This window comes from Microbacterium sp. ISL-59, from assembly GCF_018613945.1.
Taxonomy (GTDB): domain Bacteria; phylum Actinomycetota; class Actinomycetes; order Actinomycetales; family Microbacteriaceae; genus Microbacterium; species Microbacterium oxydans_B.
In genome coordinates this window covers 110,085-135,078 of the sequence record NZ_JAGGPG010000002.1, presented here as the reverse complement: position 1 = coordinate 135,078, position 24,994 = coordinate 110,085, and the positions used below count along the sequence as shown (strand labels likewise).

Annotated in this window: 23 protein-coding genes; 14 read left to right on the top strand and 9 right to left on the bottom strand. The window is 69.9% G+C overall.

Annotated features, from left to right (window positions below):
• The first annotated feature begins 24 nt into the window (after positions 1-24).
• On the top strand, positions 25-450 hold the full coding sequence (locus tag J7E45_RS04780; RefSeq protein WP_091034915.1) for a YciI family protein: 426 nt from the start codon (positions 25-27) through the stop codon (positions 448-450).
• Positions 450-1,745: an RNA polymerase sigma factor gene (locus J7E45_RS04775; RefSeq protein WP_215067526.1), complete on the top strand. Its 1,296-nt coding sequence runs from the start codon at positions 450-452 to the stop codon at positions 1,743-1,745. The genes J7E45_RS04780 and J7E45_RS04775 overlap by 1 nt, the downstream gene beginning before the upstream one ends.
• Before the next feature lie 64 nt (positions 1,746-1,809).
• On the opposite strand, the gene J7E45_RS04770 is transcribed toward J7E45_RS04775, so the two are convergent.
• Together J7E45_RS04770 and J7E45_RS04765 are read right to left on the bottom strand one after the other, a co-directional pair.
• Positions 1,810-2,082 (bottom strand): GlsB/YeaQ/YmgE family stress response membrane protein, encoded by a 273-nt coding sequence (locus J7E45_RS04770; protein WP_028502343.1) that lies wholly within the window; start codon positions 2,080-2,082, stop codon positions 1,810-1,812.
• A gap of 160 nt (positions 2,083-2,242) precedes the next feature.
• A complete protein-coding gene (locus J7E45_RS04765; RefSeq protein WP_215067524.1) occupies positions 2,243-3,169 on the bottom strand; it encodes a Bax inhibitor-1/YccA family protein in 927 nt (308 codons plus the stop codon).
• 89 nt (positions 3,170-3,258) lie between these two features.
• On the opposite strand from J7E45_RS04765, the gene J7E45_RS04760 reads away from it, so the two are divergent.
• Complete coding sequence (locus J7E45_RS04760; RefSeq protein ID WP_167634791.1) at positions 3,259-4,245, top strand: glycerophosphodiester phosphodiesterase family protein; 987 nt, start codon at positions 3,259-3,261, stop codon at positions 4,243-4,245.
• A 27-nt stretch (positions 4,246-4,272) separates the two neighbouring features.
• Here J7E45_RS04760 and J7E45_RS04755 read toward each other — a convergent pair whose 3' ends face one another.
• Positions 4,273-4,734: a hemerythrin domain-containing protein gene (locus J7E45_RS04755; protein WP_215067520.1), complete on the bottom strand. Its 462-nt coding sequence runs from the start codon at positions 4,732-4,734 to the stop codon at positions 4,273-4,275.
• Between the two features lie 25 nt (positions 4,735-4,759).
• Positions 4,760-5,158: a YccF domain-containing protein gene (locus J7E45_RS04750; protein ID WP_046748802.1), complete on the bottom strand. Its 399-nt coding sequence runs from the start codon at positions 5,156-5,158 to the stop codon at positions 4,760-4,762.
• Between the two features lie 89 nt (positions 5,159-5,247).
• Here J7E45_RS04750 and J7E45_RS04745 point away from each other — a divergent pair, with 89 nt between their 5' ends.
• The 6 genes from J7E45_RS04745 to ligD all read left to right on the top strand — a co-directional run bounded on the left by J7E45_RS04745 (position 5,248) and on the right by ligD (position 15,480).
• Entirely contained in the window at positions 5,248-6,273 is a 1,026-nt protein-coding gene (locus tag J7E45_RS04745; protein ID WP_215067518.1) for an ABC transporter ATP-binding protein, read from the top strand.
• Positions 6,270-7,289, top strand: coding sequence for an ABC transporter permease (locus tag J7E45_RS04740; RefSeq protein ID WP_105711594.1), 1,020 nt, complete (start codon positions 6,270-6,272; stop codon positions 7,287-7,289). The genes J7E45_RS04745 and J7E45_RS04740 overlap by 4 nt, the downstream gene beginning before the upstream one ends.
• A 166-nt stretch (positions 7,290-7,455) precedes the next feature.
• Positions 7,456-10,554: a lamin tail domain-containing protein gene (locus J7E45_RS04735; RefSeq protein ID WP_215067516.1), complete on the top strand. Its 3,099-nt coding sequence runs from the start codon at positions 7,456-7,458 to the stop codon at positions 10,552-10,554.
• A 104-nt stretch (positions 10,555-10,658) separates the two neighbouring features.
• Positions 10,659-13,133 carry an ATP-dependent helicase gene (locus tag J7E45_RS04730; protein ID WP_215067514.1) on the top strand — a complete coding sequence of 825 codons (2,475 nt, stop codon included), beginning with the start codon at positions 10,659-10,661 and terminating at the stop codon, positions 13,131-13,133.
• A gap of 62 nt (positions 13,134-13,195) precedes the next feature.
• A complete protein-coding gene (locus J7E45_RS04725) occupies positions 13,196-14,335 on the top strand; it encodes an SseB family protein (protein WP_215067512.1) in 1,140 nt (379 codons plus the stop codon).
• Positions 14,336-14,406: 71 nt separating this feature from the next.
• The gene (gene ligD, locus J7E45_RS04720; protein WP_215067510.1) at positions 14,407-15,480 is read left to right on the top strand and encodes a non-homologous end-joining DNA ligase; all 1,074 of its coding nucleotides are present in this window, start codon (positions 14,407-14,409) and stop codon (positions 15,478-15,480) included.
• Positions 15,481-15,495: 15 nt separating this feature from the next.
• Here the strand turns inward: ligD and J7E45_RS04715 are convergent, their stop codons facing one another.
• Complete coding sequence (locus tag J7E45_RS04715) at positions 15,496-16,539, bottom strand: ATP-dependent DNA ligase (protein ID WP_215067508.1); 1,044 nt, start codon at positions 16,537-16,539, stop codon at positions 15,496-15,498.
• Between the two features lie 60 nt (positions 16,540-16,599).
• Entirely contained in the window at positions 16,600-18,051 is a 1,452-nt protein-coding gene (locus J7E45_RS04710) for an NAD(P)/FAD-dependent oxidoreductase (RefSeq protein ID WP_215067506.1), read from the bottom strand.
• Between the two features lie 64 nt (positions 18,052-18,115).
• Here J7E45_RS04710 and J7E45_RS04705 point away from each other — a divergent pair, with 64 nt between their 5' ends.
• Both J7E45_RS04705 and J7E45_RS17880 read left to right on the top strand, forming a co-directional pair.
• Positions 18,116-18,604 (top strand): hypothetical protein, encoded by a 489-nt coding sequence (locus J7E45_RS04705; protein ID WP_091034884.1) that lies wholly within the window; start codon positions 18,116-18,118, stop codon positions 18,602-18,604.
• 2 nt (positions 18,605-18,606) lie between these two features.
• The gene (locus tag J7E45_RS17880) at positions 18,607-19,128 is read left to right on the top strand and encodes a GNAT family N-acetyltransferase (RefSeq protein ID WP_215067504.1); all 522 of its coding nucleotides are present in this window, start codon (positions 18,607-18,609) and stop codon (positions 19,126-19,128) included.
• Between the two features lie 42 nt (positions 19,129-19,170).
• Here J7E45_RS17880 and J7E45_RS04695 read toward each other — a convergent pair whose 3' ends face one another.
• The gene (locus J7E45_RS04695; RefSeq protein ID WP_215067502.1) at positions 19,171-19,971 is read right to left on the bottom strand and encodes a helix-turn-helix transcriptional regulator; all 801 of its coding nucleotides are present in this window, start codon (positions 19,969-19,971) and stop codon (positions 19,171-19,173) included.
• Positions 19,972-20,025: 54 nt separating this feature from the next.
• On the opposite strand from J7E45_RS04695, the gene J7E45_RS04690 reads away from it, so the two are divergent.
• On the top strand, positions 20,026-21,309 hold the full coding sequence (locus J7E45_RS04690; protein WP_215067500.1) for an MFS transporter: 1,284 nt from the start codon (positions 20,026-20,028) through the stop codon (positions 21,307-21,309).
• Between the two features lie 21 nt (positions 21,310-21,330).
• Here the strand turns inward: J7E45_RS04690 and J7E45_RS04685 are convergent, their stop codons facing one another.
• Both J7E45_RS04685 and J7E45_RS04680 read right to left on the bottom strand, forming a co-directional pair.
• The gene (locus tag J7E45_RS04685; RefSeq protein ID WP_215067498.1) at positions 21,331-22,566 is read right to left on the bottom strand and encodes an acyl-CoA dehydrogenase family protein; all 1,236 of its coding nucleotides are present in this window, start codon (positions 22,564-22,566) and stop codon (positions 21,331-21,333) included.
• Between the two features lie 63 nt (positions 22,567-22,629).
• On the bottom strand, positions 22,630-23,289 hold the full coding sequence (locus J7E45_RS04680) for a TetR/AcrR family transcriptional regulator (RefSeq protein ID WP_091034875.1): 660 nt from the start codon (positions 23,287-23,289) through the stop codon (positions 22,630-22,632).
• 59 nt (positions 23,290-23,348) lie between these two features.
• Here J7E45_RS04680 and J7E45_RS04675 point away from each other — a divergent pair, with 59 nt between their 5' ends.
• Positions 23,349-23,702, top strand: a complete 354-nt coding sequence (locus J7E45_RS04675; RefSeq protein ID WP_244176012.1) for a DUF2510 domain-containing protein — start codon at positions 23,349-23,351, stop codon at positions 23,700-23,702.
• 113 nt (positions 23,703-23,815) lie between these two features.
• Positions 23,816-24,982 (top strand): ADP-forming succinate--CoA ligase subunit beta, encoded by a 1,167-nt coding sequence (gene sucC / locus J7E45_RS04670; RefSeq protein WP_167634783.1) that lies wholly within the window; start codon positions 23,816-23,818, stop codon positions 24,980-24,982.
• The last annotated feature ends 12 nt before the right edge of the window (positions 24,983-24,994 follow it).

Below are 24,994 nucleotides of genomic sequence, written 5' to 3'. Positions count from 1 at the left end.
GGCCCTTCGAACAAGGAGAACAACATGAAGTTCATGCTCATCATGCGCGCAGACGACACCGCCGTCGAGGCATACAAGGAGATGCCCTTCGAGCAGGTCATCGAGGCCATGGGCAAGTACAACGAGTCGATGATCAAGGCCGGCGTGCTGGTCGCGGGCGAGGGCCTGACCGACGCCGCCGAGGGATTCGTCGTCGACTTCAGCGCCGAGAAGCCGCTCATCACCGACGGCCCCTACGGCGAGACCAAAGAGCTGTTCAACGGCTTCTGGATCGTCGAGGTCTCGTCGCGCGAGGAAGCCGCCGAATGGGCGAGCCGCGCACCCCTGGGCGCCGGATCGTTCCTCGAAGTGCGTCGTGTCACCGGTGTGGAGGACTTCCCGGCCGACAACGAGTGGATCGAGAAGGAAGCCGGCTGGCGCGAGGAAGCGGCACAGCGCGCCCAGCAGTGATGGACGGATCCGCGAACGACGAGACGGCGCGCTCCGCCCCCGAGGACGGGTCGGCGGAGCGTGCGGTCGCCGCGGTGTGGCGTATCGAGTCCGCGCGCATCGTGGGGGCGCTCACCCGCATGGTCGGCGACTTCGGGCTCGCGGAGGACCTCGCCCAGGAGGCGCTGGTCGATGCGCTCCGGCAGTGGCCGGTCGAGGGGGTGCCGCGCAACGCGGGGGCCTGGCTCACGGCGGTCGCCAAGCGCAAGGCGATCGACGGGTGGCGCCGCGCCGAGCGCCTGGATGCTCGGGTCGCCGCCCTCGCCCACGACCTGGAGCGGGAGCAGGCCGAGTCGCCGGACGTGCTGTGGGACCCGGATGCCGTCGACGACGACGTGCTGCGTCTGATCTTCATCGCCTGCCACCCGGTGCTGTCGAAGGAAGCGCAGGTCGCCCTGACGCTGCGGGTGGTCGGCGGTCTGTCGAGCGAGGAGATCGCCCGCGCCTTTCTCGTGCCGACGGCGACCGTGCAGCAGCGGATCGTGCGGGCGAAGAAGACCCTCGCCGCGGCGAACGCTCCCTTCGAGGTGCCGCCCCGCGAGGAACATGCAGCGCGTCTGAGTGCCATCCTCGGCGTGCTGTACCTCATCTTCAACGAGGCGCATGCGGCGAGCAGCGGCCCGGAATGGATGCGGCCCGAGCTGAGCGACGAGGCCATCCGTCTGGGCCGGGTGCTCGCGGCGCTGATGCCGCGCGAGCCCGAGGTGCACGGCCTGCTGGCGCTGATGGAGCTCACCGCGGCGCGGTTCGCCGCGCGCGTGGACCGGAACGGCGATCCCGTGCTGCTCGCCGATCAAGACCGTGGGCGGTGGGATCGCGGGCGCATCACCCGCGGTCGAGCGGCGCTGGCGACGGCCGACGCGCTCGGCCGCGGTCGCGGTGCCTATTGCCTGCAGGCCGCGATCGCCGAGTGTCATGCCGTGGCGGCATCCGTCGACGACACCGACTGGGACCGGATCGTGCTGCTCTACGAGGCGCTCGGACGGATAGCCCCCTCGCCGGTGGTGGAGCTCAACCGCGCGGCGGCGGTCGCGATGGCGACCGGCCCGGCATCCGCGTTGCGCATCATCGATCAGCTCTCGAGCTCGGGAGTATTGCGCGGGTACCACCTGCTGCCCGCGACTCGGGGGGAGCTGCTGCGCCGGCTCGGGCGCGAGGAGGAGGCACGGAGCGAGTTCGCCGTCGCGGCCGGCCTCGCGGGCAACGATCGCGAACGGTCGCTGCTCGAGCGGAAGGCCGCCGGGACAGAGAAATGACCCGCCCCCTTCGGGAAGCACGAGGCTGCCGAAGGGGACGGGCGTGTGGGACTTCGGGGAAGCGTCAGTCGTTGACCTTCTGACCGCGACCGGCGATCAGACCGTAGATCAGCAGCACGACGATCGAGCCGGCGATGGCGAGGAGCCAGGTGCCCAGATCCCAGAACTCGGTCAGCGGACGGTTGAGGATCAGGCTGCCGAGCCAGCCGCCGAGCAGGGCGCCGACGACGCCGAGAAGGAGGGTGATGAACCACCCGCCACCCTGCTTGCCGGGCAGGATCAGCTTGGCGATGGCCCCGGCGATGAGGCCGAGGAGAAGAAAGCCGAGAAAACTCATGGTCAGCTCCTATGTGTCGGGAGCCCCGGGGTGCCAGGGCTTCGTGACACCCACACTGCCGCTCTTCGAGACCGCACGACAACCCCTTGCGCACACCTCCCCGGGTATGCCAAAAGGCCCGCCTCCAGGGGGAGACGGGCCTTTCGAAAGACGGTTCGCGTCAGTTGTTGCCGCGAACGATCGCGATGATGCGGAGGATCTCGACGTAGAGCCACACGACCGTGACCATGATGCCGAAGGCGCCGAGCCAGCCGTACTGGCGGGGAGCCCCGTTGCGGACGCCCTGCTGGATCTGGTCGAAGTCGAGCACCAGCGAGTACGCGGCCATGATCACGACGAGGACGCCGATGATGACGCCGAGCGGGATGCCCATGATGGTGGCGCTGAGCATGCCGAACGCCTGGTCCTGCGGCAGCACGCCGGTCCACATCAGGACCAGGTTCAGCAGCGAGAAGACGAGGTAGCCCATCATGGCGATCATGAAGATCTTGGTCGCCTTCTTCGACGCGCGGATCTTGCCGTTGGCGAAGAGGGCCAGGGTCACACCGACGACCGAGACGGTCGCGAGGGTCGCCTGGAAGACGATGCCCGGGTAGATGACCTCGAAGAACGCCGAGATGCCACCGATGAAGAGGCCCTCGAGCGCGGCGTAGCCGAAGATGAGCGCGGGGCGCACCTTCTTGCGTGAGGTGAAGGTGATGACCATCGCGAGCACGAAGCCGCCGAGCGCACCGATGATCCACGGCATCATGTTGACGGGCGCCGGGTTCTGGGGGTTGTACGGCGGAGCATCGATCCCACCGAGCGTCCACACCCAGCCGATGGCTGCGGTGACGAGCAGGATGGCGAACAGGCCGGCGGTCTTCCAGACGGTGTCCTCGACGGACATCCGGTCGGTCTCGATCGCACCGGCAGGCGGGGCGGCGTACATGCCCTCGAGCTGCGCGTTGGCCGCGACATCCATCGCCCCGTGCTGGAGCGAGGCGTTCTGCGCGCCCTGAGCAGCCTGAGGTCCGCCCGGGTAGGTCGCGACATTGCGCGGGTCCTGCTGCTGGAAAGCAGGGTTGTTGAAAGCGAAGTTGCTCATTGGTGGGCCTCACTCCAAAGGGGGTTGTAGGTCTCTTTCCTCCACGATACTCGGGCGATGGCGCTCCAGGCGTGTTCTACGCTGAGAGCGTGCCCAGGAAATCACCCCTCGTCATCGGGCACCGCGGTGCGCCCGGCTATCGACCGGAGCACAGCCGCTCCTCCTACGAGCTCGCGCTCGCCATGGGCGTGGATGCCGTGGAACCCGACGTCGTGGCCACGAAGGACGGCGTCCTCGTCGTGCGGCATGAGAACGAGATCTCGGGCACGACCGACGTCGCTCTGCATCCGGAGTTCGCCGACCGCAAGACGACCAAGCGCGTCGACGGACAGGCGCTGACCGGTTGGTTCACCGAGGACTTCACCTGGGCGGAGCTGTCGACTCTGCGCGGGCGCGAGCGCCTGCCCGAGGTGCGGGTGTCGAGCGCGAGCTTCGACGATTCGCAGGCCATCCTCCGCCTGCGCGATGTGCTCGACATCGTGCGCGACGGCTCGGTCGAGCACGGCCGGGAGATCGGTGTGGTGCTCGAGGTCAAGCACGCCACGTACTTCGCGAGCATCGGCCTCGACCTGGCTCCGCTGATCGAGCGTGAGCTGCGCGATGCGGGGTGGGCCGACGGAGAGCTGCCCCTGGTGATCGAGTGCTTCGAGTCGACGGTGCTCGGACAGTTGCGCGAGCGCGGCGTCGCGGCGTCGTACATCTACCTCATCGAGGCGACCGGCCGCCCGTACGACCGGCTGGTGGCCGAGGGGAAGCAGGCGCTCACGTACAAGGCGACCGTCACTCCGCAGGGGCTCGACGGTCTGGTGGGCCGTGTCGACGGCATCAGCGTCAGCAAGAAGATGCTGCTCGACCGCGGCAACACGATCGTCGCCGATGCGCATGCGCGCGGCCTGCAGGTCTTCACCTGGACGTGCCGGCCGGAGAACGCGTTCCTGTCGCCGGAGTTCCGCGGCTCGGGTGGACGCTCGGCGTTCGGGGACTACGAGTCGGAGTGGGGCGTCATCGCGCGCCAGGGTATCGACGGCGTGTTCGTGGACCACCCCGATCTGGGCGTCGCGTTCTTCCGCAGCTGAGCGGAGGTGTCTTCCGGCCGCCGCGGGTCAGAGCGGACCGAGGACGGTCTTCACGTCGCCGTCGAGCGCGAGTGCGCGCAGCGGTTCGAGGATCTCGCGCTCCTCGAACCGGAAGTGCGACTCCATGATCGCGGCGATGCCGTCGAGGTGTCCGGCGATCGCGCGCGCATCGTCTCCGCGCTCGGCTGCGGTGCGCAGCGAGCCGAGGAGGTGGGCGAGCATCGAGTGGTCCTGCATGAGCTTGTCGATCACACCGCCGAGTTCGGGATGCTCCGCGCGCAGTGCGGGGAAGAGCGCGTGATCCTCGGCGCCGTGGTGGCCGTCGAGCGCCGTGCAGAAGCCGATGCAGTAGAGCACGAGCTCGGAGGTGGCGTCCGGTGCCGCTTCGCCCTGCTCGAGGGCCTCGCGGGTGGCGGCGAGTGCCGCGCGCAGACGGGAGTGTGCCGAGCGGAGCTCGTGATCCCAGGCGATCAGGCGGGCGGCATCCATCGCCCCAGTGTAGGCAGGGGCCGCGTCAGAGGGTGCGGTCGAAGGCGCCGCGACGGGTGGAGACGATCTCCTTGCCGAGCGGCATGAGCGAGACCGGGACCATCTTGAAGTCGGCGATGCCCATCGGGATGCCGATGATCGTGATGCACAGCAGGATGCCGGAGACGATGTGGCCGATCGCGAGCCACCAGCCGGCGAGGATCACCCACAGGACGTTGCCGAGGAAAGAGCCGACGCCGGCCGTCGGCTTGCTGATGACCTCGCGACCGAACGGCCAGATCGCGTAGGCGGCGATGCGGAACGAGGCGATCGCCCACGGGATCGTGATGATCGGGATGCACAGCAGGATGCCGGCCAGGACGTACCCGAGGAAGAGGGCCCATCCGGCCAGGATGACCCAGATGATGTTGAGGATCGTGCGCATGGGGAGATTGTGTCACCCGCGCGGCTCGGTGTCTGAGCATCCGCCCCGAGGTCCCGGGCGCGTGGCGGTCCGGATGCCAGACTGACCGCATGACCGGAATCGTGGTGCAAGACGTCAGTAGAGCGTTCGGGACGGTGCAGGCGGTGCGAGGGGCCACCCTGCGAGCCGAGCCGGGCCGCGTGACCGGACTGGTCGGGCCGAACGGAGCGGGCAAGACGACGCTGCTCCTCATGCTCGCCTCACTTCTGGCCCCGGACAGCGGGACGATCAGCATCGGCGGCGTCGATCCGTCGGTCGATCCGCTCGCTGCACGGCGTCTGCTCGGCTGGATGCCCGACGCACTCGGCGCCTGGCCTTCGCTCACCGCGCGGGAGACCATCGTCACGACCGCCCGCCTGTACGGCATCGAGAAGCCGGATGCCGCCGCGCGGGCGCAGCAGCTGCTCACGCTCGTCGGGCTCGGGGAATTGGCGGACTCGCCCGCGAAGGTGCTGTCGCGAGGGCAGAAGCAGAAGCTCGGCCTTGCGCGCGCGCTCGTGCACGATCCGCAGGTGCTGCTCCTCGACGAGCCGGCATCCGGACTCGACCCCGAGGCGCGGGTCCAACTCCGCGAGCTGCTGCGTCGTCTGGCCGCCGAGGGGCGCACGGTGCTGATCTCGAGCCACATCCTCTCGGAGCTGGAAGAGGTCGTCGACGACTCCGTCTTCCTCGTGGCCGGAGCGGTGGTCGACGCCGCTCCCCTGCAGACCTCTGTGCGCGCATGGCGCGTGCGGCTGGCGGGCGCGACTCCCGAGCGTCTGAACGCCGACACCTGGCAGGTGGCGTCGAACCTCGGTCTCTCGCCGGATTCCCTCGCCACCGATCGCGGTGCGGTGCTGGTCGGATTCGCCGGTGAAGATGCTGCGGCGCAGTCGCTGCGCCGGCTCGTCGAGGCGGGCCTGCCGGTCGCGGAGTTCGCCCCCGCGCAGAGCGACCTGGAGCACACGTTCCTCAACCTGCCGCATGCGCCCTCGCCGCAGGCCGCCGCTTCCGCCCCGCCGCATCCTGCGCCGCCGGCCGCACCACCAGCACCACCCGCCCCCGCGGCACCGACCGGAACGGAGGCGGGAGCATGAGCCTCGCGAACATCGGGATCATCGCCCGACTCGAACTGACCCAGCGGCTGCGGAGCGTCGGCTGGTACGTCCTCCTGGGTGTCTTCGCCCTCATCCTGCTCGGGGTCACCGGGCTCGCGTTCGCCGTGTACTCCTGGGGCGACTTCGTCGGTGCGGGCGTCTATTCGATCGTCGTGAACATCGTGCTGCTGCTGGTCGTGCTGGTGTCGCCGACCCTCAGCGGCAACGCGATCAACGGCGACCGTGATGCCGCGACCCTCGCCGCGGTCCAGGTGACCGCGGCGTCGACCGGCGACATCATGCTCGGCAAGCTCCTCGCCGCCATCGCGACCGGCGGGGCCTTCCTGCTCGTCGCCGTGCCGTTCCTCGCCCTGTCGCTCCTGGGCGGGGGAGCGGATGCGCTCGTGCTGCTGGTCTCGCTGCTCGTGCTCGCGGTCGAGATCATCGTGGTCGCGGCCATCGGCGTCGGCCTGAGCGGACTCATCGCCCGCCCGCTGTTCTCGGTCGCGGCGACGTATCTCGTGGTCGCCGGCCTGGTCTTCGGCACGCTCATCGCCTTCGGGCTGGGTGGCATGGCCGTGCGTAGCGAGGCGACGACGTACTCGCGCCCGTACGACGCGAACGGCGCCCCCATCTGCGACGAATGGGAGGTCGGCACCACCTACGAGGTGCCGCGGTTCGACTACGTCTGGTGGGCGCTGTCGGCCAACCCGTTCGTCGTGCTCGCCGATGCGACGCCCACGGAGTTCTCGCCCGAGGGCTACCCGGTCGACCTGTTCGGCCAGATCAAGCTCGGCGTGCGCAGCGCGCAGCAGTCGCCGCTCGAACAGCGCTGGGACGAGTGCGACCCGAACGGCGGCTACCGCACGCCGGAGGAGATCATGGACTCGTCGGTGCCCAGCTGGTTCGTGGGACTCGGCGTGCAGATCGTCATCGCCGGCTCGCTGTTCGCCGGAGCATGGGCGCGTACGCGGACGCCCGCGAAGCGTCTGCCGCCGGGCACCCGCATCGCCTGAGGACGTGAGAACGGAAGGGGGAACGGGAAGTCGCCACCTCCCGTTCACCTTCCGTGCACCGGAGGGATTCTTCGCGGCCACGCGGGATCGGTGGTCTGGGCTGGTACCCGACTGAGTCCGGTCGGGCCCCGCCTGGGGCCTGCCGGCCGACCCCCAGGAGTCCTCCATGCCCCGCCTGCAATCCGCAGCCGCGGTCGCGGCGGTGTGCGCACTGAGCGCCGCCGCCCTGCTCGCCACTCCCGCCGCCGCCATCGGTGCCGATCCCGGCATCCGCCCCGCAGAGACAGTCTCGGCCGCGCCAAGCCTCGTGCTCAACGAGATCGTCTACGACGACGCGGCGACCGGTCTCGCCGACCAGATCGAGATCTACAACGCGGGCACCGAGACGGTCGATCTCGCCGGTTGGAAGGTCGCCGACGAGAAGCGCGACAGCTTCGGCGCGGCGCCCGAGGGCACGTCGCTCGCCCCCGGTGAGTTCCTCGTGCTCGTGAAGGACGTCGACTTCCCGTTCGGTCTCGGCAAGGGCGACGAGGTCGTGCTCTTCGATCCGAGCGGCGCCGAGGCCGACTCCTACGCCTACGAGAACACCGCGCCGCTGTCGGTGTGGGCGCGGTGCGCCGACGGCACGGGCGAGTGGGCGCATGCCACGACAGCGACCCCTGGCGCGGCGAACGACTGCTCGATCGCACCCGTGTCGGGATCCATCGTGATCAACGAGGTCGACTCGCAGCCCGCCGACTGGGTCGAGTTCTACAACCCCGGAACCGAGGCGCTCGACATCTCGGGCTACGAGATCCGTGACAACTCCGACGATCACCGCTGGCGGTTCCTGGCCGGCACGCAGATCGGAGCGGGCGAGTTCCTCGTGGTCGACGAGGGCACGATCGGTCTCGTCGGAGGGGTCGAGGCGGCCTTCCGCGACCCGATCGGCATCGGCAGCGCCGACCGCATCCGCCTGTTCGACGCGGCGGGAACGCAGATCGACGACACCCTCCCATGGGAGGGGCACGCGGCGATCGACGGAGACTTCTCCGCCGCCACGCTCGCACGCTGCCCGGACGGCGTCGGCGCGTTCGTTCTCGCGCACTCGACCCCCGGAGCCGCCAACTCGTGCGTCATGCCCGACGTCGTGATCAACGAGATCGACTCCAACGGCGACACCACCGACTGGGTCGAGGTCACGAACACCGGCAGCACGGCCGTCGACCTGTCCGGCTGGACCGTCATGGACAACGACCCGACCGGTCACGCGGGTGAGACCACCCCGCTGCCGGCCGGCACGACGCTGCAGCCGGGCGCGTACTTCGTTTTCGACCAGCCCGCGAACTTCGTCTTCGGTCTGGGCAACGGCGACACCGTGACGGTTCGCGATGCGAACGGCAACACGGTCGACGAGCATGTGTACACCGCTCACGCCGCGGGCGTGCTGGCGCGCTGCGCCGACGGCTCCGGCGACTTCGTCGATGTCGCGGTCTCGACCAAGGGACTGCGCAACGCGTGCGGCAACCCGGTGCGCATCAACGAGGTCGAGTCCGACGGCGGCTCGCCCGACGACTGGGTGGAGCTGGTGAACCCGACCGACGCGGCCCTCGACGTCTCGGGCATCGTGGTGAAGGACGACGACGACACCCACGCGTATTCGATCCCGGCCGGAACCCGCATCGGCGCGGGGGAGTACCTCGTCATCGAGCGCGAGCAGCTCGGCTTCGGCCTGGGCGGCGGCGACGCGGTGCGGCTGTTCGACGGCGAGCTGCTCGTCGACGAGACCAGCTGGGGCGAGGGCCACGCGGCCATCACCTGGGGGCGCTGCCCCGACACGACGGGTGCGTTCGCCGAGACGACAGAGTCCACGAAGGGTGCCGCGAACGTCTGCGCCGGCGAGGTCACCGTCTCGCCGTGGCCCGGATCGGCCGAGGTCCGCGTGCTCGACAGCATCCCGACGTTCCTCGAGGACAGCTCGGGGCTCGACGTGCAGGAGACCGCCGACGGCGCGTTCCTCTGGGCGGTCGACAACGGCGAGGGCCGCATCTGGAAGCTCGAGGCGCACGCCGACGGCTCGGTCGAGAAGGTCGACGGCTGGGATGCGGGCAAGCGGGTCCGGTTCCAGAAGGACGCCGCAGACGCGGGTGCCGCAGGCCCGGACACCGAGGGCATCACGGTCGACGGAGAGGGCTTCGTGTACGTGGCCTCGGAACGTGACAACAGCGCCAAGGGCGTGAACCAGAACAAGGTCCTGAAGGTCGACCCCGAGGCGGCGAACGGCGACCTCGTCGCACAGCAGGAGTGGGACCTCACGGCGCTGCTGCCCTCCGTCGGTGCGAACCTCGGTATGGAGGCCGTGCAGTGGGTGCCGGATGCCGCGCTCGCCGGAAAGCTCTTCGACGACAACACCGGTGCGGCGTACAAGCCCACGGACTATGCCGGCCACGGTGGCGGGCTGTTCCTGGTCGCGGTCGAGGACAACGGCCACGTGTACGCCTTCGCCCTCGGCGGTGACGGGACCGCGACGCTGGTCTCGGAGGTCGCTCCCGGGCTCGCCGGCGTGATGGCTCTCGACTACGACAGTGTGCGCGGCACGCTCTGGGCCGTCTGCGACGACGGCTGCCAGGGCCGTTCGGCCGAGATCACCCTCAACGGCACCGCCCAGCCGGGCATCGTCCAGTACGCGCGTCCTGCCGGCATGCCCGACATCAACAACGAGGGCTTCGCGACCGCGCCGGCCTCGCTCTCGGTCGACGGTCAGCGTCCGGTGTGGTGGTTCGCCGACGGCTTCGCCTCCGAGTCGCTGCGCACCGGCACGTTGCCGAGCGTCGACGGCGAGAACCCCGGTGGCGAGAACCCCGGTGGGGAGAACCCGCCGCTGCCCGGCACGGACCTGGTCGACGGCAACCGCAACGGCGTGACGGTCGATCCCGCGGTCGCCACCCGCGGTCAGAAGGTCACGGTCACCGTCGGCGCGGACGCGGCGGGGGAGGACATCGCGGTGTGGATGTACTCCGACCCGGTGCAGCTCGCGACAGGCGCGCTGTCCGCGGCAGGGTCGATCACCGTGACGGTCCCGACCGATGCCGCGCTGGGTGCGCACCGGATCGCGGTGTACGACGCCGATGGAGCGCTGCTGGGCTGGGCCGACATCCGCATCTCGGAGGGCGCGGGCGGGCTCGCCGCGACCGGTGCCGAGTTCCCCGTCGCCGCGATCGCGCTGGCGCTGATGCTCCTGGTCGCGGGAGGGGTGGCGGTCCGCCGCCGCACGCGCACCGTCTGAGATCGGAGGGGTGCGCGGGTTCGCCCGCACACCCCTCCGCAGCAGTCGTGGGCGCTGCCTGCTCGTGCCGCAATGTCGGTGCCGACGCCTAGACTCATAAGGCCATGACCGAAGCTCCTCTCATCGTCCCCGGATCCGTCGGCCCCCGCTCCTCCGGGGCCCCGGGGCAGGACGATCTCCTCGCCGGCCTGAACCCGCAACAGCTCGAGGCCGTCACCTATCGCGGCCCCGCGCTCCTCATCGTCGCGGGTGCCGGATCGGGTAAGACGAGCGTCCTCACCCGTCGCATCGCCTCGCTGCTCCGCGCGCGTGAAGCCTGGCCGAGCCAGATCCTCGCGATCACCTTCACCAACAAGGCCGCCGGCGAGATGCGGGAGCGCGTCGAAGGCCTCATCGGCGACGCCGCGCGCGGCATGTGGATCTCGACGTTCCACTCGGCCTGCGTCCGCATCCTGCGCCGCGAGGCCCAGCAGTTCGGCTACACGAAATCGTTCACGATCTACGATTCCGGCGACTCGCGCGCGCTGCTGAAGCGCCTGGTCAAGGAGCACGAGGCCGACGCCTACGGGCTCACCCCGGCATCCGTGCAGTCGCGAATCTCCAAGCTGAAGAACGAGCTGTCCGACGCCGAGTCCTACGCCCGGCAGGCCAACATGAGCGACCCGGCCGAGCGGGTCTTCGTCGAGGTCTTCGCCGACTATCAGCGGCAGCTGCAGAAGGCCAACGCCTTCGACTTCGACGACCTCATCGGTCAGACCGTCTACCTGTTCCGGGCGTTCCCGCAGGTCGCCGACACGTACCGCCGACGGTTCCGGCACATCCTCGTCGACGAGTACCAGGACACGAACCACGCGCAGTACTCGCTGATCCACGAGCTCACCCGCCCCGTCTCCGGTGCTGCGGGCACGGCCCCCGACCCGTATGCCTCCAACGGCATGATGATCTTCGAGCCCGATCCCGCGCCCACGGCGGATGCCGGCGAACCGGGCGCCTCGCTCACCGTGGTCGGCGACTCCGACCAGTCGATCTACGCCTTCCGCGGTGCCGACATCCGCAACATCAGCGAGTTCGAACGCGACTTCCCGGGCGCCCGTGTGGTGCTGCTCGAGCAGAACTACCGGTCGACGCAGAACATCCTCTCCGCCGCGAATGCCGTGATCGGCAACAACTTCGACCGCAAGGACAAGAAGCTCTGGAGCGACAAGGGCGACGGCGACGCCATCATCGGCTTCACCGGCTACTCGCAGCACGACGAGGCGCAGTTCGTCGCCGACGAGGTCGAGGCGCTGCACCGTGCGGGCATGCCGTACTCCGAGATGGCCGTCTTCTACCGCACGAACTCGCAGTCCCGTGCGCTGGAAGAGATCTTCATCCGCTCGGCCGTGCCCTACAAGATCATGGGCGGCACGAAGTTCTACGACCGCGCCGAGATCAAGGACGCGCTGGCCTACCTGGTGGCGGTCGCGAACCCGGCCGACGAGATGTCGGTGCGACGCATCCTGAACAGGCCGCGGCGCGGCATCGGAGATGTGACCGAGACGGCCATCGCCCGTTTCGCCGAAGAGCATGGCATCAGCTTCCGCGACGCGCTGTCGATGCCGGGGCAGCTCGGCGTCGGCCCGAAGATCCAGGCCGCGATCGGACAGCTCGACGCCGTGCTCGCCGAGGCTGCCGCGATCCTGACTCCCGCCACCGGCGAGGTGCCGCCTCCCACGAGCGTGGCCGACGGTCTGGGCGTGCTGCTCGGCAAGAGCGGCTACCTCGACGCGCTGCGCGCCAGCCGCGACCCGCAGGACGAGGCTCGTGTCGAGAACCTCGACGAGTTCGTGGCCGTCGCCCGCGACTTCGCCCGCAACAACCCCGAGGGCACGATCGTCGACTTCCTCACCGAGGTCGCGCTGGTGTCCGACGCCGACGACCTCGACGACGAGTCCGGTTCGGTCTCTCTGATGACCATGCACACGGCGAAGGGCCTCGAGTACGACGCCGTGTTCGTCACGGGTGTCGAGGAAGACCTGATCCCGCACCGCATCTCGGCGGGAGAGCCCGGTGGGCCGCAGGAGGAGCGACGACTCTTCTACGTCGGCATCACTCGCGCCCGCAAGCGGCTGCACCTGTCGCTCGCCATGACGAGAGCGCAGTTCGGCGAGGTCACCGTGGCGATGCCCAGCCGGTTCCTGCAGGAGATCCCGGCGAACCTCATCGACTGGAGGCAGTCGCCCGGTGACGTGAACTCCCGCGGCGGCATGCAGTCGCGGGCACTGAACGCCCGTCGCCAGGGCGGTTTCGGCGGCTCCGGCTCGGGCGACCGGTTCGCCGTCAAGGCGCTGCCCGGTCGCGACTCCCTCAAGCCGCTCTCGACCGCGATGGACAAGTTCCCCAACCGGGTCACGGCCAAGATGCGCGACAACGGCGACCTCGAGCTCACTGCGGGCGACCGCATCCGTCACGTCGACTTCGGCGAAGGGCGGGTGGATGCCGTGACTGGCGAGGGCGCGAAGCGCATCGCCCACGTGCGGTTCGACTCGGCAGGGCAGAAGAAGCTGCTCATCAAGGTCGCGCCGATCGAGAAGATCTAGCCCGCGCCGCGCGCCCGGCAACGGCGGAGCGCGCAGGGGAATGCCGGTTAGGCTGGCTGATTATGGCCCTCTTCTCCCGCCGCAAGAAGTCCGCAGACGATGCTGTCGCCCCCGCCCCCGACGCGGAGGAGACCGCGACCGGGTCGGATGCCGTGAACGCCGATCACGGCACGACCGAGGCCGAGCAGCCCGTCGAGGCGCCGTCGATCGGCATCTCGGTGCAGGCGTTCCGTGGCGTCGGTGCCCAGGCCGGTCCCGAGGTCGCGCTGCCGACCTCCGATGCGCAGCCCGAGGCGGCAGCCGCGGACCCGCGTCCGGCGCAGCCCGCTGCTTCCGCGCAGCCCGCAGCTCCCGAGGAAAGGCGTCTTCCGCTCGCCTCGCCCCTGCCGCCCGAGCAGACCGAGACCGTCGCCGGGATGAAGGACAACGTCCTGCTCCGCGAAGCCCTCACCGAGATCGAGGCGGGCGCGAGCAATGACCAGCTCCTCGGTGTGATGCGTCAGGCGCTCCAGGGCCACCTCTACATCCGCGTGAACGGCGACGCGCGTGCGCAGATCAGCGAAGGAAAGCCGCTGTCGGTCGCTGTCGTGCGCGACAACGACGACCGGCAGTTCATGCTGGCCTTCAGCTCGGCCCGTGCCGTGCGCGATTCGGTACAGCTCGAGGCCGACCCCGCCGCGACCTCTGCCGTCGCGCAGCCGGTGACCTCGGTGCTCCAGCAGGTCGTGTCCGGTGACTTCGCCGGCCTCATCGTCGACAACGCCTCCGCCCCGCATCGCGTGGTGTTCCCCACCGATCTGCTGCAGAAGACGCTCGAGCAGGCCGACGTCGACATGACGGTCAAGAGCATCCTCGCCGCTCCGCGCGAGCAGGACTCGACGCTCAAGGTCGGCGAAGCGCTCGCGGTGAAGCGCATGTGGGTCGCCGTGAACGAGGGCGACGGCAGCGGCCAGGCGGGCATCGCTGAGGCGCAGACCACCGACGGGCGCCGCTTCCTGCAGCTGTTCTCCCACCCCCTCGAGGTGATCGCGCTGGGCCGCGGCGACCGTCCGCTCCCGTTCGAGCCGGAGCAGCTGGCGAAGGTCCTGTCGAGTCATTCCGACATGGCGGGCGTGATCGTCGACTCCGCGGGTCCGTCGATCGTCGTCGAGCGGGATGCGCTCACCCCGGTTCTCGCGTTGGCTGTCGCCCTCGGCGACTGAGCGGTACCGGAGCCCGTCGCCCCTACCGGCGCGGGGTTCCGTCGGTCGGGGCATCGCTCTAGGGTCGGAGCATGGCCTCAGAACGTGTGACCCTGACCATCGCCGACTCCGACGGAGAGCGCGATGTGGCCCTCTCGAGCCCGAACCGGGTGGTGTGGCCCGATCTCGGCATCACGAAGGCGGAGCTGGCCGAGTACGCCCAGCTCGTCGCGGTTCCCTTCCTCGCGGCCAACGGCAACCGTCCGGTGTCGCTCGAGCGCTTCCGCGACGGCGTCGGCGCGTCCGATGGACCGCGTGCCGAGGGCTTCTTCTCGAAGAACCCGCCCAAGGGGACGCCCGACTTCGTCGACGCCGTCACCGTCACGTACAACAGCGGTCGTCAGCATCCGCAGATCGTGCTCAACAGGGCGAGCGCGATCGTCTGGGCTGTGCAGATGAACACGATCGTGTTCCACCCCTGGGCGTCGCTGGCGACCGACGCCGACAACCCCGTCGAACTGCGCATCGACCTCGACCCGCAGCCGGGTACGGACTTCGCGGATGCCGTGACTGCGGCGCACACGCTGCGCGAGGTGCTGCGCGAGGCGGGGCTCGAGGCGTTCGCCAAGACCAGCGGCAATCGCGGTCTGCATGTCTTCGCGCCCATCGAGCCGACCCACGAGTTCCTGGATGTGCGGCACGGCGTGATCGCGGCCGGGCGCGAACTGGAGCGACGGATGCCGGAGCAGGTCACCACGAACTGGTGGAAGGAGGAGCGCGGGGAGCGGATCTTCGTCGACTTCAACCAGGCCAACCGCGACCGGACGATGGCCGGCGCCTACAGCCCGCGCGCGCTGCCGGGGGCGACGGTCTCGACGCCGGTCGAGTGGGACGAGCTCGACGGCCTGGACCCCCGGACGTTCACGGTGCGCAGCATTCCGAAGCGCCTCGAGGAGGTCGGCGACCCCTGGGCGACCATGCAGGCTTCTCCCGGCCGCATCGACACCCTGCTGGAGTGGTGGGAGCGCGACAGGGAGAACGGGCTGGGAGAGCTGCCGTTCCCACCGGAGTTCCCGAAGATGCCGGGGGAGCCGCCCCGCGTGCAGCCGAGCAAGAAGGTCGCCGCCAACTGGGACGAAGACGGCACCCCTGCCGAGAAGGACTGAGCCGGCGCGACCCCGTCAGCGGAGGATGTCGGCGAGGTCGTAGCCCGCGACCGTGTCGAGCTGGTCGTAGGTGCAGGAGCGGGCGTCGCGGTCGGGCCGCCAGCGCTCGAACTGCACCGTGTGGCGGAAGCGGGCGCCCTCGAGCTGGTCGTAGCGCACCTCAAGCACCCGCTCGGGACGCAGCCGCACGAACGAGACGTCCTTGCCGCCGCTGAACCTCGACCGCTCGCCTTCTGCGGTCACCGCTTCGCCGCTGTCGTCGCGCTCGACCAGGGGAGCGAGCTCCTCGACGAGCTCCTGCCGTCGGGCGTCGCTCCAGGCGGCGACGCCACCGACCTGCCGAAGCACGCCGTCGTCGCCGTACAGACCGACCAGGAGCGACCCGACGCCGGACCCGGACTTGTGGATGCGGTAGCCGAGCGCCACCACATCGGCCGTCCGGGCGTGCTTGATCTTGAACAGCGTCCGCTTCCCCGGCGCATACGGCTGGTCGAGGGGCTTGGCGACGACGCCGTCGAGCCCGGCCCCTTCGAACTCGGCGAGCCAGCGGACGGCCGCGTCGCGGTCTCGGGTCGTGCGGGTGATGTGCAGCGGATGGTCGACGCCGTCCATGAGCGTTTCGAGGCGGGCTCGTCGGGTCTCGAAGGGCTGCGTCAGCAGATCGTCGTCGCCGAGGGCGAGCAGATCGAAGGCGATGAACATCGCCGGCGTCTCCGCCGCAAGCTTCGCGACGCGCGAGGCCGCCGGGTGGATGCGCTGGCTCAGCGCCTCCCAGTCCAGGCGCTGCGAGCCGAGTGGTCCGGTGGCGACGACGATCTCCCCGTCGAGCAGGCACGGTCCGGGCAGCAGTTCGGGGATCGCCTCGACCAGCTCGGGGAAGTACCGTGTCAGCGGCTTCGCGCCCCGAGAGCCGATCTCCACGGTCTCGCCGTCCCAGGCGATGAGGCCGCGGAAGCCGTCCCACTTGGGTTCGAACAGGAGCCCACCGGAGGTTTTCGCCGGGTCCGGAACCGCCGGCACCGCTTTGGCGAGCATCGGCGCGGGGATCTCGTAGCGCATGGTCCCATCCTGGCCGCGGGGCATCGATTCCGGTACCCCGGCGTCGCCGCCGATCGAGCGTCAGCCGAACACGTCGTCGAGCCCGGCCGGCATCCCCGCGTCGCGCAGCACGGTGCGGGCCGCGTGCCACCCGGCCATGCCGCTCACGGCGGGTCCCGGCGGAGTCGACGCCGACGCCAGATACACCCCGCGCATCGGGGTGCGCCAGGGCGCCGGAGACAGCACGGGGCGCCGCACCGCCTGCCGGATGTCGAACACGCCGCCGGAGATGTCGCCGCCGATCTCCCCGGGGTTGATGGCCTCCCGAGACGACGCAGGAACCGCGTGATGAGCGAGGATCAAGTCCCGGAAGCCGGGCGCGTAGCGCTCCACCTGCGCCGTGATGAGCTCGGTGGGATCGAGGTCGGAGCCGTTCGGCACATGGATGTATGCCCACAGGACGGCTTTGCCCTCGGGCGCGCGCGTCGGGTCGAAGACGGAGGGCTGCACGGCGAGCACATAGGGGCGTTCGCTCACACGCCCGGCGGCCACGGCGTTCTCGCTCGCCCACACTTCGTCGCGGGTGCCGCCGAGGTGCACGGTCACGGCGTTCCGCACCTCCGGGTTCGACCAGGGGATCGGGCCGTCGAGCGCGAAGTCCACCTTGGCCGCGGCGGCGCCGTAGCGGTACCCGCGCAGCGCTCTGGCATATCCGGTCGGCACGTCGGGGTGGGTGAGCGCGAGCCGGGGCGAGGTGTTCAAGAGGAGAACATCCCCGCGTGAGGGGTCGCCGGCGTCGAGGGTGCGCAGGTCGTTCACGCGCGCGCCGGTCTCGACCGTTCCGCCGTGCGCCTCGAGGTCGGCCACCAGGGCGTCGGCGATGGTCTGCGAACCGCCGCGCGGGTATGGCCAGCCTCCCGCGTGTGCGAGAGCGGCGAGGAGGAGCCCTGCCGCTGCCCCGGCAAGGGTCGGCTGCGGGGAGTTCGCATGGGCCACGACTCCCGACATCAGGGCGGCGGCCTCCTCGGCCCGGAACGAGGCGCGGGCGAGAGGAGTGCCCTGGTCGAGCATCCGGATCGCGTAGCGCACCGCGGTGATGGGGTCCGCGGGTATCCGAAGAAGTTGGTTACCGGTGAAATCCGTCACCCCTTCGATGTGGGTGCTGAGCGGGCGCAGCCGGGTCAGCCAGGCGTGGCGGTCGACTCCCAGGGCCGCGGCGGTGCGCTCGATGTCCCGCCAGGCGACGGCCGCACGGCCGCCGTCGAGGGGGTGGGCGAACGAGATGTCCGGACGGATCCACTCGATGCGCTCGTCGAGCCGGAAGGCGCGGAAGAACGGCGAGGAGACCGCCGCCGGATGCACGGCGGAGCACACGTCGTGGCGGAAGCCCGGAAGTGTCCCTTCCTGGGTGCGCAGCCCGCCGCCGATCGTGTCGGCGGCCTCGAGAACGCGGACCTCATAGCCGGTGCGGGCGAGTGCCACCCCGGCGGCGAGGCCGTTGGGTCCGGATCCGATGATCGTCGCGCGTGCCATGCGGCCAGTCTCGCACGGGCAGAGTGGTCGAAAGAGGGGGTTGCGGCGTGCGATCCTGGAACAAATGAAAGAAGTACAAGGGCCGACCCCCGCAGGCACCTCCCGTCCATACCGTTCGCTCCAGGAAGCGCTGCGCGCGCACCGCATCGACCCGTCGAACCACGCGTTCATCGCGGAGATCACCCAGACGATCGGAATCAGCTCGTTCATCGACCGTGGTCGCTACATCGAGGCCATCCGTCGTGGTGAGGGCGCCGCGCTGCACATCGGACGCACCTACACGAACGGTTTCACCGAGGACGAACGACTCGTCGTCGGTTCCGCTCCGCTTCGTCTGCAGCCGAGCGAGGGTCGCGCGCCCTACTTCTACGTCAGCCACCCGAGCGAGTTCATCCCGCTGACCCCACCGCGCGCGGCCAAGCGCACGACGACTCCTCGCGTTTCTGCGCCCCGCGCCGGGAAGGCGCCGAAGCCGGTCGAGGAGCGCGAGTACGGCGTGTGCGATGTGTGCTTCATGGTGAAGACCCCCGCCGGCGGCTGCGGCTGCGACTGACGGTGAGCGCCGGCACGCAGGGTCCGCTCGAGCGACCGGTGATCCGCGTAGCCGATCTGACCGGCCCCGATTCGATCGAGGTCGGCTCCGCCGTGCGGGCGTATCTGCTGCAGACCGAGCTCGAGAAACACCAGCAGGAAGGGACCGTTCCGGACCCTGCTGCCCCTCTCCCGGAACGCTATCGCCGTGAGGTCGAGGACCCCTCCGCCGCCTACGCCGGATATCGGGTGCTGATCGCGCAGCTCGCGGAACGCGTCGTCGGTGTGGTCGTGCTCTCGGAACGGGACGGGATCGCGGAGATCAAACGTCTCTGGGCGGTTCCTGCAGCCCGCGGCCGCGGTGTGGGGTCGGCGTTGCTCGACAGTGCCGTGCACGCGGCGGCCGAATCAGGCGCGACCGAAGTTCGGCTGTCCGTCTGGGACTGGCGACAGGGTGCTCTGCGCCTCTACGAATCGCGCGGCTTCGAGCGCGTGCCGTCCTGGGATGACCGGGAGCGGCTCGTGTGCATGGTGCGCCCGGTCTGATCCGGCTGCGAGCCCCGCGCCGCCACCGACGCGAGCGCCGGCTCACGGCAGGAGTTGCGACAGGCGATAGCGGCCGGGGGTCATCCCCACGAGCGGGGTGAACTGCTCGATGAACTGACTGGTCGTCGCCCACCCGCACGCGGCAGCCGTGTCGGTCACCGAGGTGCCGTCGGCGAGCAGGACGAGCGCCCGGTGTACGCGCAGCTGGAGACGCCACTGCCGATATCCCATGCCGGTCTCCTGTGGGAACAGCCGGCTCAGCGTCCGCTCGGTCGTGCCGGTGCGCGCGCTGAGCTCGCCGAGACTCACCGGCAGGGCGAGGTCGTCTTCGACGATGCGGGCCGCGCGACGCAGACGCGGATCCTGGGGTTCGGGCAGGTGCAGTGGCTGTTCCGGCGCGGTGATCGCCTCATCGACGATCACACGGCGCAGGTGGTCCAGCGCGCTCGCGGCGCGTGAGCGGTCGGAGGTCATCGCCAGCACGGCCTCGCGGGCGAGCGGCGTCGCGACGAGCACGGCGGGGGACGTGGGCAACAGGGCGGCCAGCTCATCGGTCAGGTGGACGATGCGCATGTCCGTGCGTCCGTGCGCCCGATGACGATGCTCGGCGCCGGCGGGTACCCATGCCATGCGCGTCGACGGCGCGATCCAGGCGCCTTCGTCGGTGAGCAGCGACAACACTCCTGAGGCCGCGTGCACCAGGTGCCCGAGCGGGTGCACGTGGCGCGGCGACGTCTCCGCGTGCGCGAACCGGTAGGCACCCTCCATCGGAAGGGTTCCGAGGGAATCGAAGTCGACGAGCTTCAGATCGACCAGTCGAGAGGATTGGCGAGTATTCGACATCGAGATGTAGTTTACGTGTTTCCTGATGGGTAGGCCGGATGCTGGACTCGAGGCATGACCACGATGCAGGAGCCGTTCGATACCGCCCCGACCCCGCTGACCACGCCGTCCGTTCGCCGCGGCGGCGTCCTCACCGGGATCTACGTGGGCATCGGCCTGCTGATGATCGCCCTGAACCTGCGCATGGGCGTCGCGTCGGTCGGACCGGTGCTCCCCGCGATCGAGCACGACCTCGGCATCCCCGCGGCGGCCGCCGGACTCCTGACGACGATCCCGGTGTTCGCGTTCGGAGCCTTCGCGTTCCTCACCCCGACGCTGACACGCTGGATCGGACTGCATCGGCTGCTCGCGCTGACGATGGTGGTCGTGGCACTCGGCATCGGCATTCGCCTCCTTCCTTCTCCGCTGGCGCTCTTCGGCGGCACGGTGCTGGTCGGGGCGGGCATCGCGGTCGCCAACGTCTGCATGCCCGCCGTGATCAGGCAGGACTTCGCGCACCGTCTCGGCCTGATGATGGGGCTGTACTCGACGGCGCTGTTCCTCGGCGCCGCGGCGGCCGCCGCCCTGACCGTGCCGTTCATGACGGCGCTCGACGGATCGTGGCGGGGTGCTCTGGCGATCTGGGCGATTCCCGCCGTGCTGGCTCTGCTCATCTGGCTGCCCCGGGCGATGCGCGCGATCACCGGTTCAGCGACCGCGCCCGGTGCCCCCGTCGACGCGATCGTGGAACCACGGGACGAGCCGCGGATGTCTGCGCTGCTGCGCGACCCCGTCGCGTGGGCGGTGACGGGATTCATGGGCTTGCAGAGCCTGAGCTACTACGCGGCCCTGACCTGGATCCCGACGATCCTGCAGGACGCTGGCGTGCCGGTGTCCGATGCCGGCCTGCTGCTGTCGTACTCGAGCCTTCCCGGTATCGCGGCGGCGCTGCTCGTGCCGACGATGTTGCGCCGCATCCGACCGACGTGGCTTCCCGTCGTGCTCTCCGCACTCCTGTGCGCAGCCGGGCTGATCGGTCTTCTCGTCGCGCCGGGAGGAGCTGCGCCCTGGGTATGGATGACGCTGCTCGGGCTCGGACAGGGAGCGGCCATCGCCCTCTCGCTGACGTACATCGTGCTCCGCGCGCCCGATGCAAGGCACACGGCGCATCTGTCGACCATGGCGCAGGGGATCGGCTACCTGCTGGCGGGTCTCGGGCCGATCGGCCTCGGCATCCTGCACGCCGCCGTCGGAGGATGGGCTGTGCCCGTCGCGGCGCTGGTCCTGCTTCTCGGCGTGCAGGCCGTGGCCGGGGCAGCGGCGAGCCGGGAGCGCCACGTGCGCGCCGGCCGTCGGTGATCCGGCCCGCAGGGTCGCGTCTCAGGCGAACGCGCTCATCCCGGTGATGTCACGCCCGAGCAGGAGCGCCTGCACGCTCTCCGTACCCTCGTAGGTGTGGATGGCCTCGATGTCGGCCATGTGCTGGATGACGCCGTTCTCGAGCAGGATGCCGTTGCCGCCGAGCAGGTCGCGGGCGGTGGAGGCGATGCGTCGCGCGGCGCGCGTGTTGTGGAACTTCGCGAGCGACGCCTGCGTCGGCCGCAGCTCGCCCGCAGTCTCCAGATCTGCCATCCGCCGGCAGTACAGCTGCATGGCGGTGAGGTCTTCGAGCATGTGGGTGAGGCGCTCCTGCACCATCTGGAACTTCGCGAGCGGCTTGCCGAACTGCACCCGCTGGGTCGCGTAGGCGAGTGAGGCCTCGTAGCAGGCGGTCGCGTGTCCGAGCGCCGACCAGGCGACGCCGGAGCGGGTCGCGTACAGCACGGTCGAGGCGTCCTTGAAGCTCTTCGTCCCCGGCAGCACGGCGTCCAGCGGCACGCGCACGTCATCCAGGACGATGTGGGCCTGGTGGATCGCCCGCAGCGAGGCTTTACCGCGGATCACGCTGCCGGTGTAGCCCGCAGTGTCCTGCTCGACGAGGAAGCAGCGGACCGCGCCGTGCTCGTCGGCGCCCTCGTCGTCGATCCGCGCCCACACGAACGTGATGCCGCCGGACGCGCCGTTGCCGATCCACTTCTTCGCGCCGCGGATGACCCACGAGTCGCCGTCGCGTCGGGCGACGGTCTCGAGGGAGACGGAGTCCGAGCCATGGTCGGGCTCGGTCAGCGCGAAGGATCCGAGGACCGAGCCGTCGGCGAGAGCGGTGAGCCACCTCTCCTGCTGATCCGGGGAGCCGAACAGGGCGAGGGTGCGCAGGGCGAGCCCGCCCTGCACGGCGAGGATCGTGCCCAGTGAGCCGTCGCCGCGGGAGATCTCCATGTTGACGAGCCCGGCGGCCAGGGGCGACAGGCTCGTGAGTGAAGGGTGCTGGACGCCGTCGACGACGAGGTCCATCTCGCCCATCCGACGGGCCGCCTCCAGCGGGTACTCCGCGCGGTCCCAGGCATCCGCCATCTGCGGGGCGACCTCGTCGACGTACGACTTCGCCCGGTCCCACGCCTCGCGGTCGGCGGCGGGGATGTCGGTGAAGACGGCGTAGTAGTCGCTGTCCTGACGCGCGGTGATGTCGTACGACGAGACCCGCTCGCCGGGGAACGGGGTGGCTGCAGTGCTCATGGGGCTCCTTCGTGGACCTGAGTATCGTACTCCTCGATACTCGGTTCCACGACCCTCGAGCGGCTAGTCGAGCTCCGACTGCAGGCGGCGGCTGACCTCGGCGATCGGCATCGAACGAGGGAACACCGCGACGACCATGTCGTCCGGGGCGGTGGCGGCTTCGCCGGCCACACCGTAGCGGCGGCGTACGTCGGCCAGTGCCGTCTGCAGAGTCGACAGCGGCACCTTCTTGCGCCCGCGCAGCAGCTGGCGCAGCACGTGGTTGTGCACGGCGGTCACGAGGGCGGCGAAGCCCACGGCATCCAGCGGGTCGACGCCGGGTAGCGCACCGCGCAGGTACTCGTCGAACAACCTCTCGTAGCGGAAGACCGTGATGATCTCGCGTTCGCGCAGCACGGGCACCTCACGCACGATCTGGTAGCGACGGCGGGCGAGCTCGGGGTCGTGCGCGAAATGCGCGAAGACCGACTCGGATGCCGCGCACACCGCGCCCCACGGGTCGTCGTGCCCCTCGTCGAGGAACTCCCTGAGCTGCTCGAGGAGCACCTCGTGGTCGGCGAACACCACGTCCTCCTTGCCGCCGAACTGGCGGAAGAAGGTCGAGCGTGAGACGCCGGCGGCCTTGGCTATCTGCTCCACCGAGGTCTGGTCGAACCCCTGGGCGCTGAAGAGTTCGAGCGCTGCGGCCACGACGCCGGTGCGCAGTTCTGCGGATTCGTGCATGGCGAAAGCCTAGACCTCGGCGGGCGGAGACGCCGAGGTGAGGCCGTCATACTGGGAGCGTGAGTGAGCGCGGGATTGCGGCCGGATGGTTTGAGACGCGCCGTCGCGGCACTCTGCGGTGGTGGGACGGCTCGCGCTGGACCGAGCACATCGCGGTGCGAGGGCGGACGACCACGCTGGCGGTGGAGAGCGCGACCGTGCGCAGACAGCTCCTCGTCACCGAACTCGTGCTCGTGGCTGTCCTCGTCGGCTCGATCCTGATCGCCCTGTGGGGCTCGCTGCCGGTGCTCGTGGTGAGACCCGTGGTCGTCGCCGTCGGTGCGGCCCTCGTCGTCGTCCCGCTCGTGATCTCGCGACAGCTCCGTCTTGCCGCGCTGCCGGCGAGGCGCTGGGGTGTGCCGACGCTCCGCTGACCCGGCGTTGCCGCTGCCGCAGGAGCGTCCAGGCCGAGGTAGTAGGCTGGGGGACTGGTCGATGTCTCGACATCGAGAGAATTACCAGACAGCAGCCCAGTGAAGGAACCACAGTGGATCTGTACGAGTACCAGGCACGAGACGTTTTCGAAAAGTACGGAGTGCCGGTCCTCGCCGGCATCGTCGCGGACACCCCTGAAGAGGTGAGGGCGGCCGCCGAGAAGATCGGCGGAGTGGTCGTCGTCAAGGCTCAGGTCAAGACCGGCGGCCGTGGCAAGGCGGGCGGCGTCAAGGTCGCCAAGACCCCCGACGAGGCGTACGAAGCAGCGAAGGCCATTCTCGGCCTCGACATCAAGGGCCACGTCGTCAAGCGCGTCATGGTCGCGCAGGGTGCGCGCATCGCCGAGGAGTTCTACTTCTCCGTGCTGCTCGACCGCGCCAACCGCTCCTACCTGAGCCTCTGCTCGGTCGAGGGTGGCATGGAGATCGAAGAGCTCGCGGTGGAGCGTCCCGAGGCGCTCGCGCGCGTCGAGGTCAACCCGCTCACGGGCATCGACAAGGAGAAGGCCGTCGAGATCGCTCGCGCGGCGAACTTCCCCGAAGACCTCGTCGAGAAGGTCTCCGACGTGTTCGTCAAGCTCTTCGACGTCTACAAGGGCGAGGACGCGACGCTCGTCGAGGTCAACCCGCTGGTCCGCACCGAAGAGGGCGACATCATCGCGCTCGACGGCAAGGTCACGCTCGACGACAACGCCTCCGAGATCCGTCACCCCGAGCACGAGGCGCTCGAGGACAAGGACGCCGCAGACCCGCTCGAGGCCAAGGCCAAGAAGTCGGGCCTCAACTACGTGAAGCTCGACGGCGAGGTCGGCATCATCGGCAACGGCGCGGGGCTCGTCATGTCCACGCTCGACGTGGTCGCCTATGCGGGCGAGAACCACAACGGCGTGAAGCCGGCCAACTTCCTCGACATCGGCGGCGGCGCCTCGGCCGAGGTCATGGCCGCAGGCCTCGACGTCATCCTCGGCGACCCGCAGGTCAAGAGCGTGTTCGTCAACGTGTTCGGTGGCATCACGGCGTGCGACGCCGTCGCCAACGGCATCAAGGGTGCCCTCGAGACGCTGGGCGCCACGGCCTCCAAGCCGCTCGTCGTGCGCCTCGACGGCAACCGCGTCGACGAGGGTCGCGCGATCCTCGCCGAGTACGCGCACCCGCTCGTGACCCTGGCCGCCACGATGGACGAGGGCGCCGACAAGGCCGCCGAGCTCGCCAACGCCTGAGACTGAAGGACT

Coding starts and splice junctions, on each gene's coding strand:
- J7E45_RS04780 (WP_091034915.1), top strand. CDS start 25: ATGAAGTTCATGCTCATCATGCGCGCAGACGACACCGCCGTCGAGGCA.
- J7E45_RS04775 (WP_215067526.1), top strand. CDS start 450: ATGGACGGATCCGCGAACGACGAGACGGCGCGCTCCGCCCCCGAGGAC.
- J7E45_RS04770 (WP_028502343.1), bottom strand. CDS start 2,082: ATGAGTTTTCTCGGCTTTCTTCTCCTCGGCCTCATCGCCGGGGCCATC.
- J7E45_RS04765 (WP_215067524.1), bottom strand. CDS start 3,169: ATGAGCAACTTCGCTTTCAACAACCCTGCTTTCCAGCAGCAGGACCCG.
- J7E45_RS04755 (WP_215067520.1), bottom strand. CDS start 4,734: ATGGATGCCGCCCGCCTGATCGCCTGGGATCACGAGCTCCGCTCGGCA.
- J7E45_RS04750 (WP_046748802.1), bottom strand. CDS start 5,158: ATGCGCACGATCCTCAACATCATCTGGGTCATCCTGGCCGGATGGGCC.
- J7E45_RS04745 (WP_215067518.1), top strand. CDS start 5,248: ATGACCGGAATCGTGGTGCAAGACGTCAGTAGAGCGTTCGGGACGGTG.
- J7E45_RS04740 (WP_105711594.1), top strand. CDS start 6,270: ATGAGCCTCGCGAACATCGGGATCATCGCCCGACTCGAACTGACCCAG.
- J7E45_RS04735 (WP_215067516.1), top strand. CDS start 7,456: ATGCCCCGCCTGCAATCCGCAGCCGCGGTCGCGGCGGTGTGCGCACTG.
- J7E45_RS04730 (WP_215067514.1), top strand. CDS start 10,659: ATGACCGAAGCTCCTCTCATCGTCCCCGGATCCGTCGGCCCCCGCTCC.
- J7E45_RS04725 (WP_215067512.1), top strand. CDS start 13,196: ATGGCCCTCTTCTCCCGCCGCAAGAAGTCCGCAGACGATGCTGTCGCC.
- ligD (WP_215067510.1), top strand. CDS start 14,407: ATGGCCTCAGAACGTGTGACCCTGACCATCGCCGACTCCGACGGAGAG.
- J7E45_RS04715 (WP_215067508.1), bottom strand. CDS start 16,539: ATGCGCTACGAGATCCCCGCGCCGATGCTCGCCAAAGCGGTGCCGGCG.
- J7E45_RS04710 (WP_215067506.1), bottom strand. CDS start 18,051: ATGGCACGCGCGACGATCATCGGATCCGGACCCAACGGCCTCGCCGCC.
- J7E45_RS04705 (WP_091034884.1), top strand. CDS start 18,116: ATGAAAGAAGTACAAGGGCCGACCCCCGCAGGCACCTCCCGTCCATAC.
- J7E45_RS04695 (WP_215067502.1), bottom strand. CDS start 19,971: ATGTCGAATACTCGCCAATCCTCTCGACTGGTCGATCTGAAGCTCGTC.
- J7E45_RS04690 (WP_215067500.1), top strand. CDS start 20,026: ATGACCACGATGCAGGAGCCGTTCGATACCGCCCCGACCCCGCTGACC.
- J7E45_RS04685 (WP_215067498.1), bottom strand. CDS start 22,566: ATGAGCACTGCAGCCACCCCGTTCCCCGGCGAGCGGGTCTCGTCGTAC.
- J7E45_RS04680 (WP_091034875.1), bottom strand. CDS start 23,289: ATGCACGAATCCGCAGAACTGCGCACCGGCGTCGTGGCCGCAGCGCTC.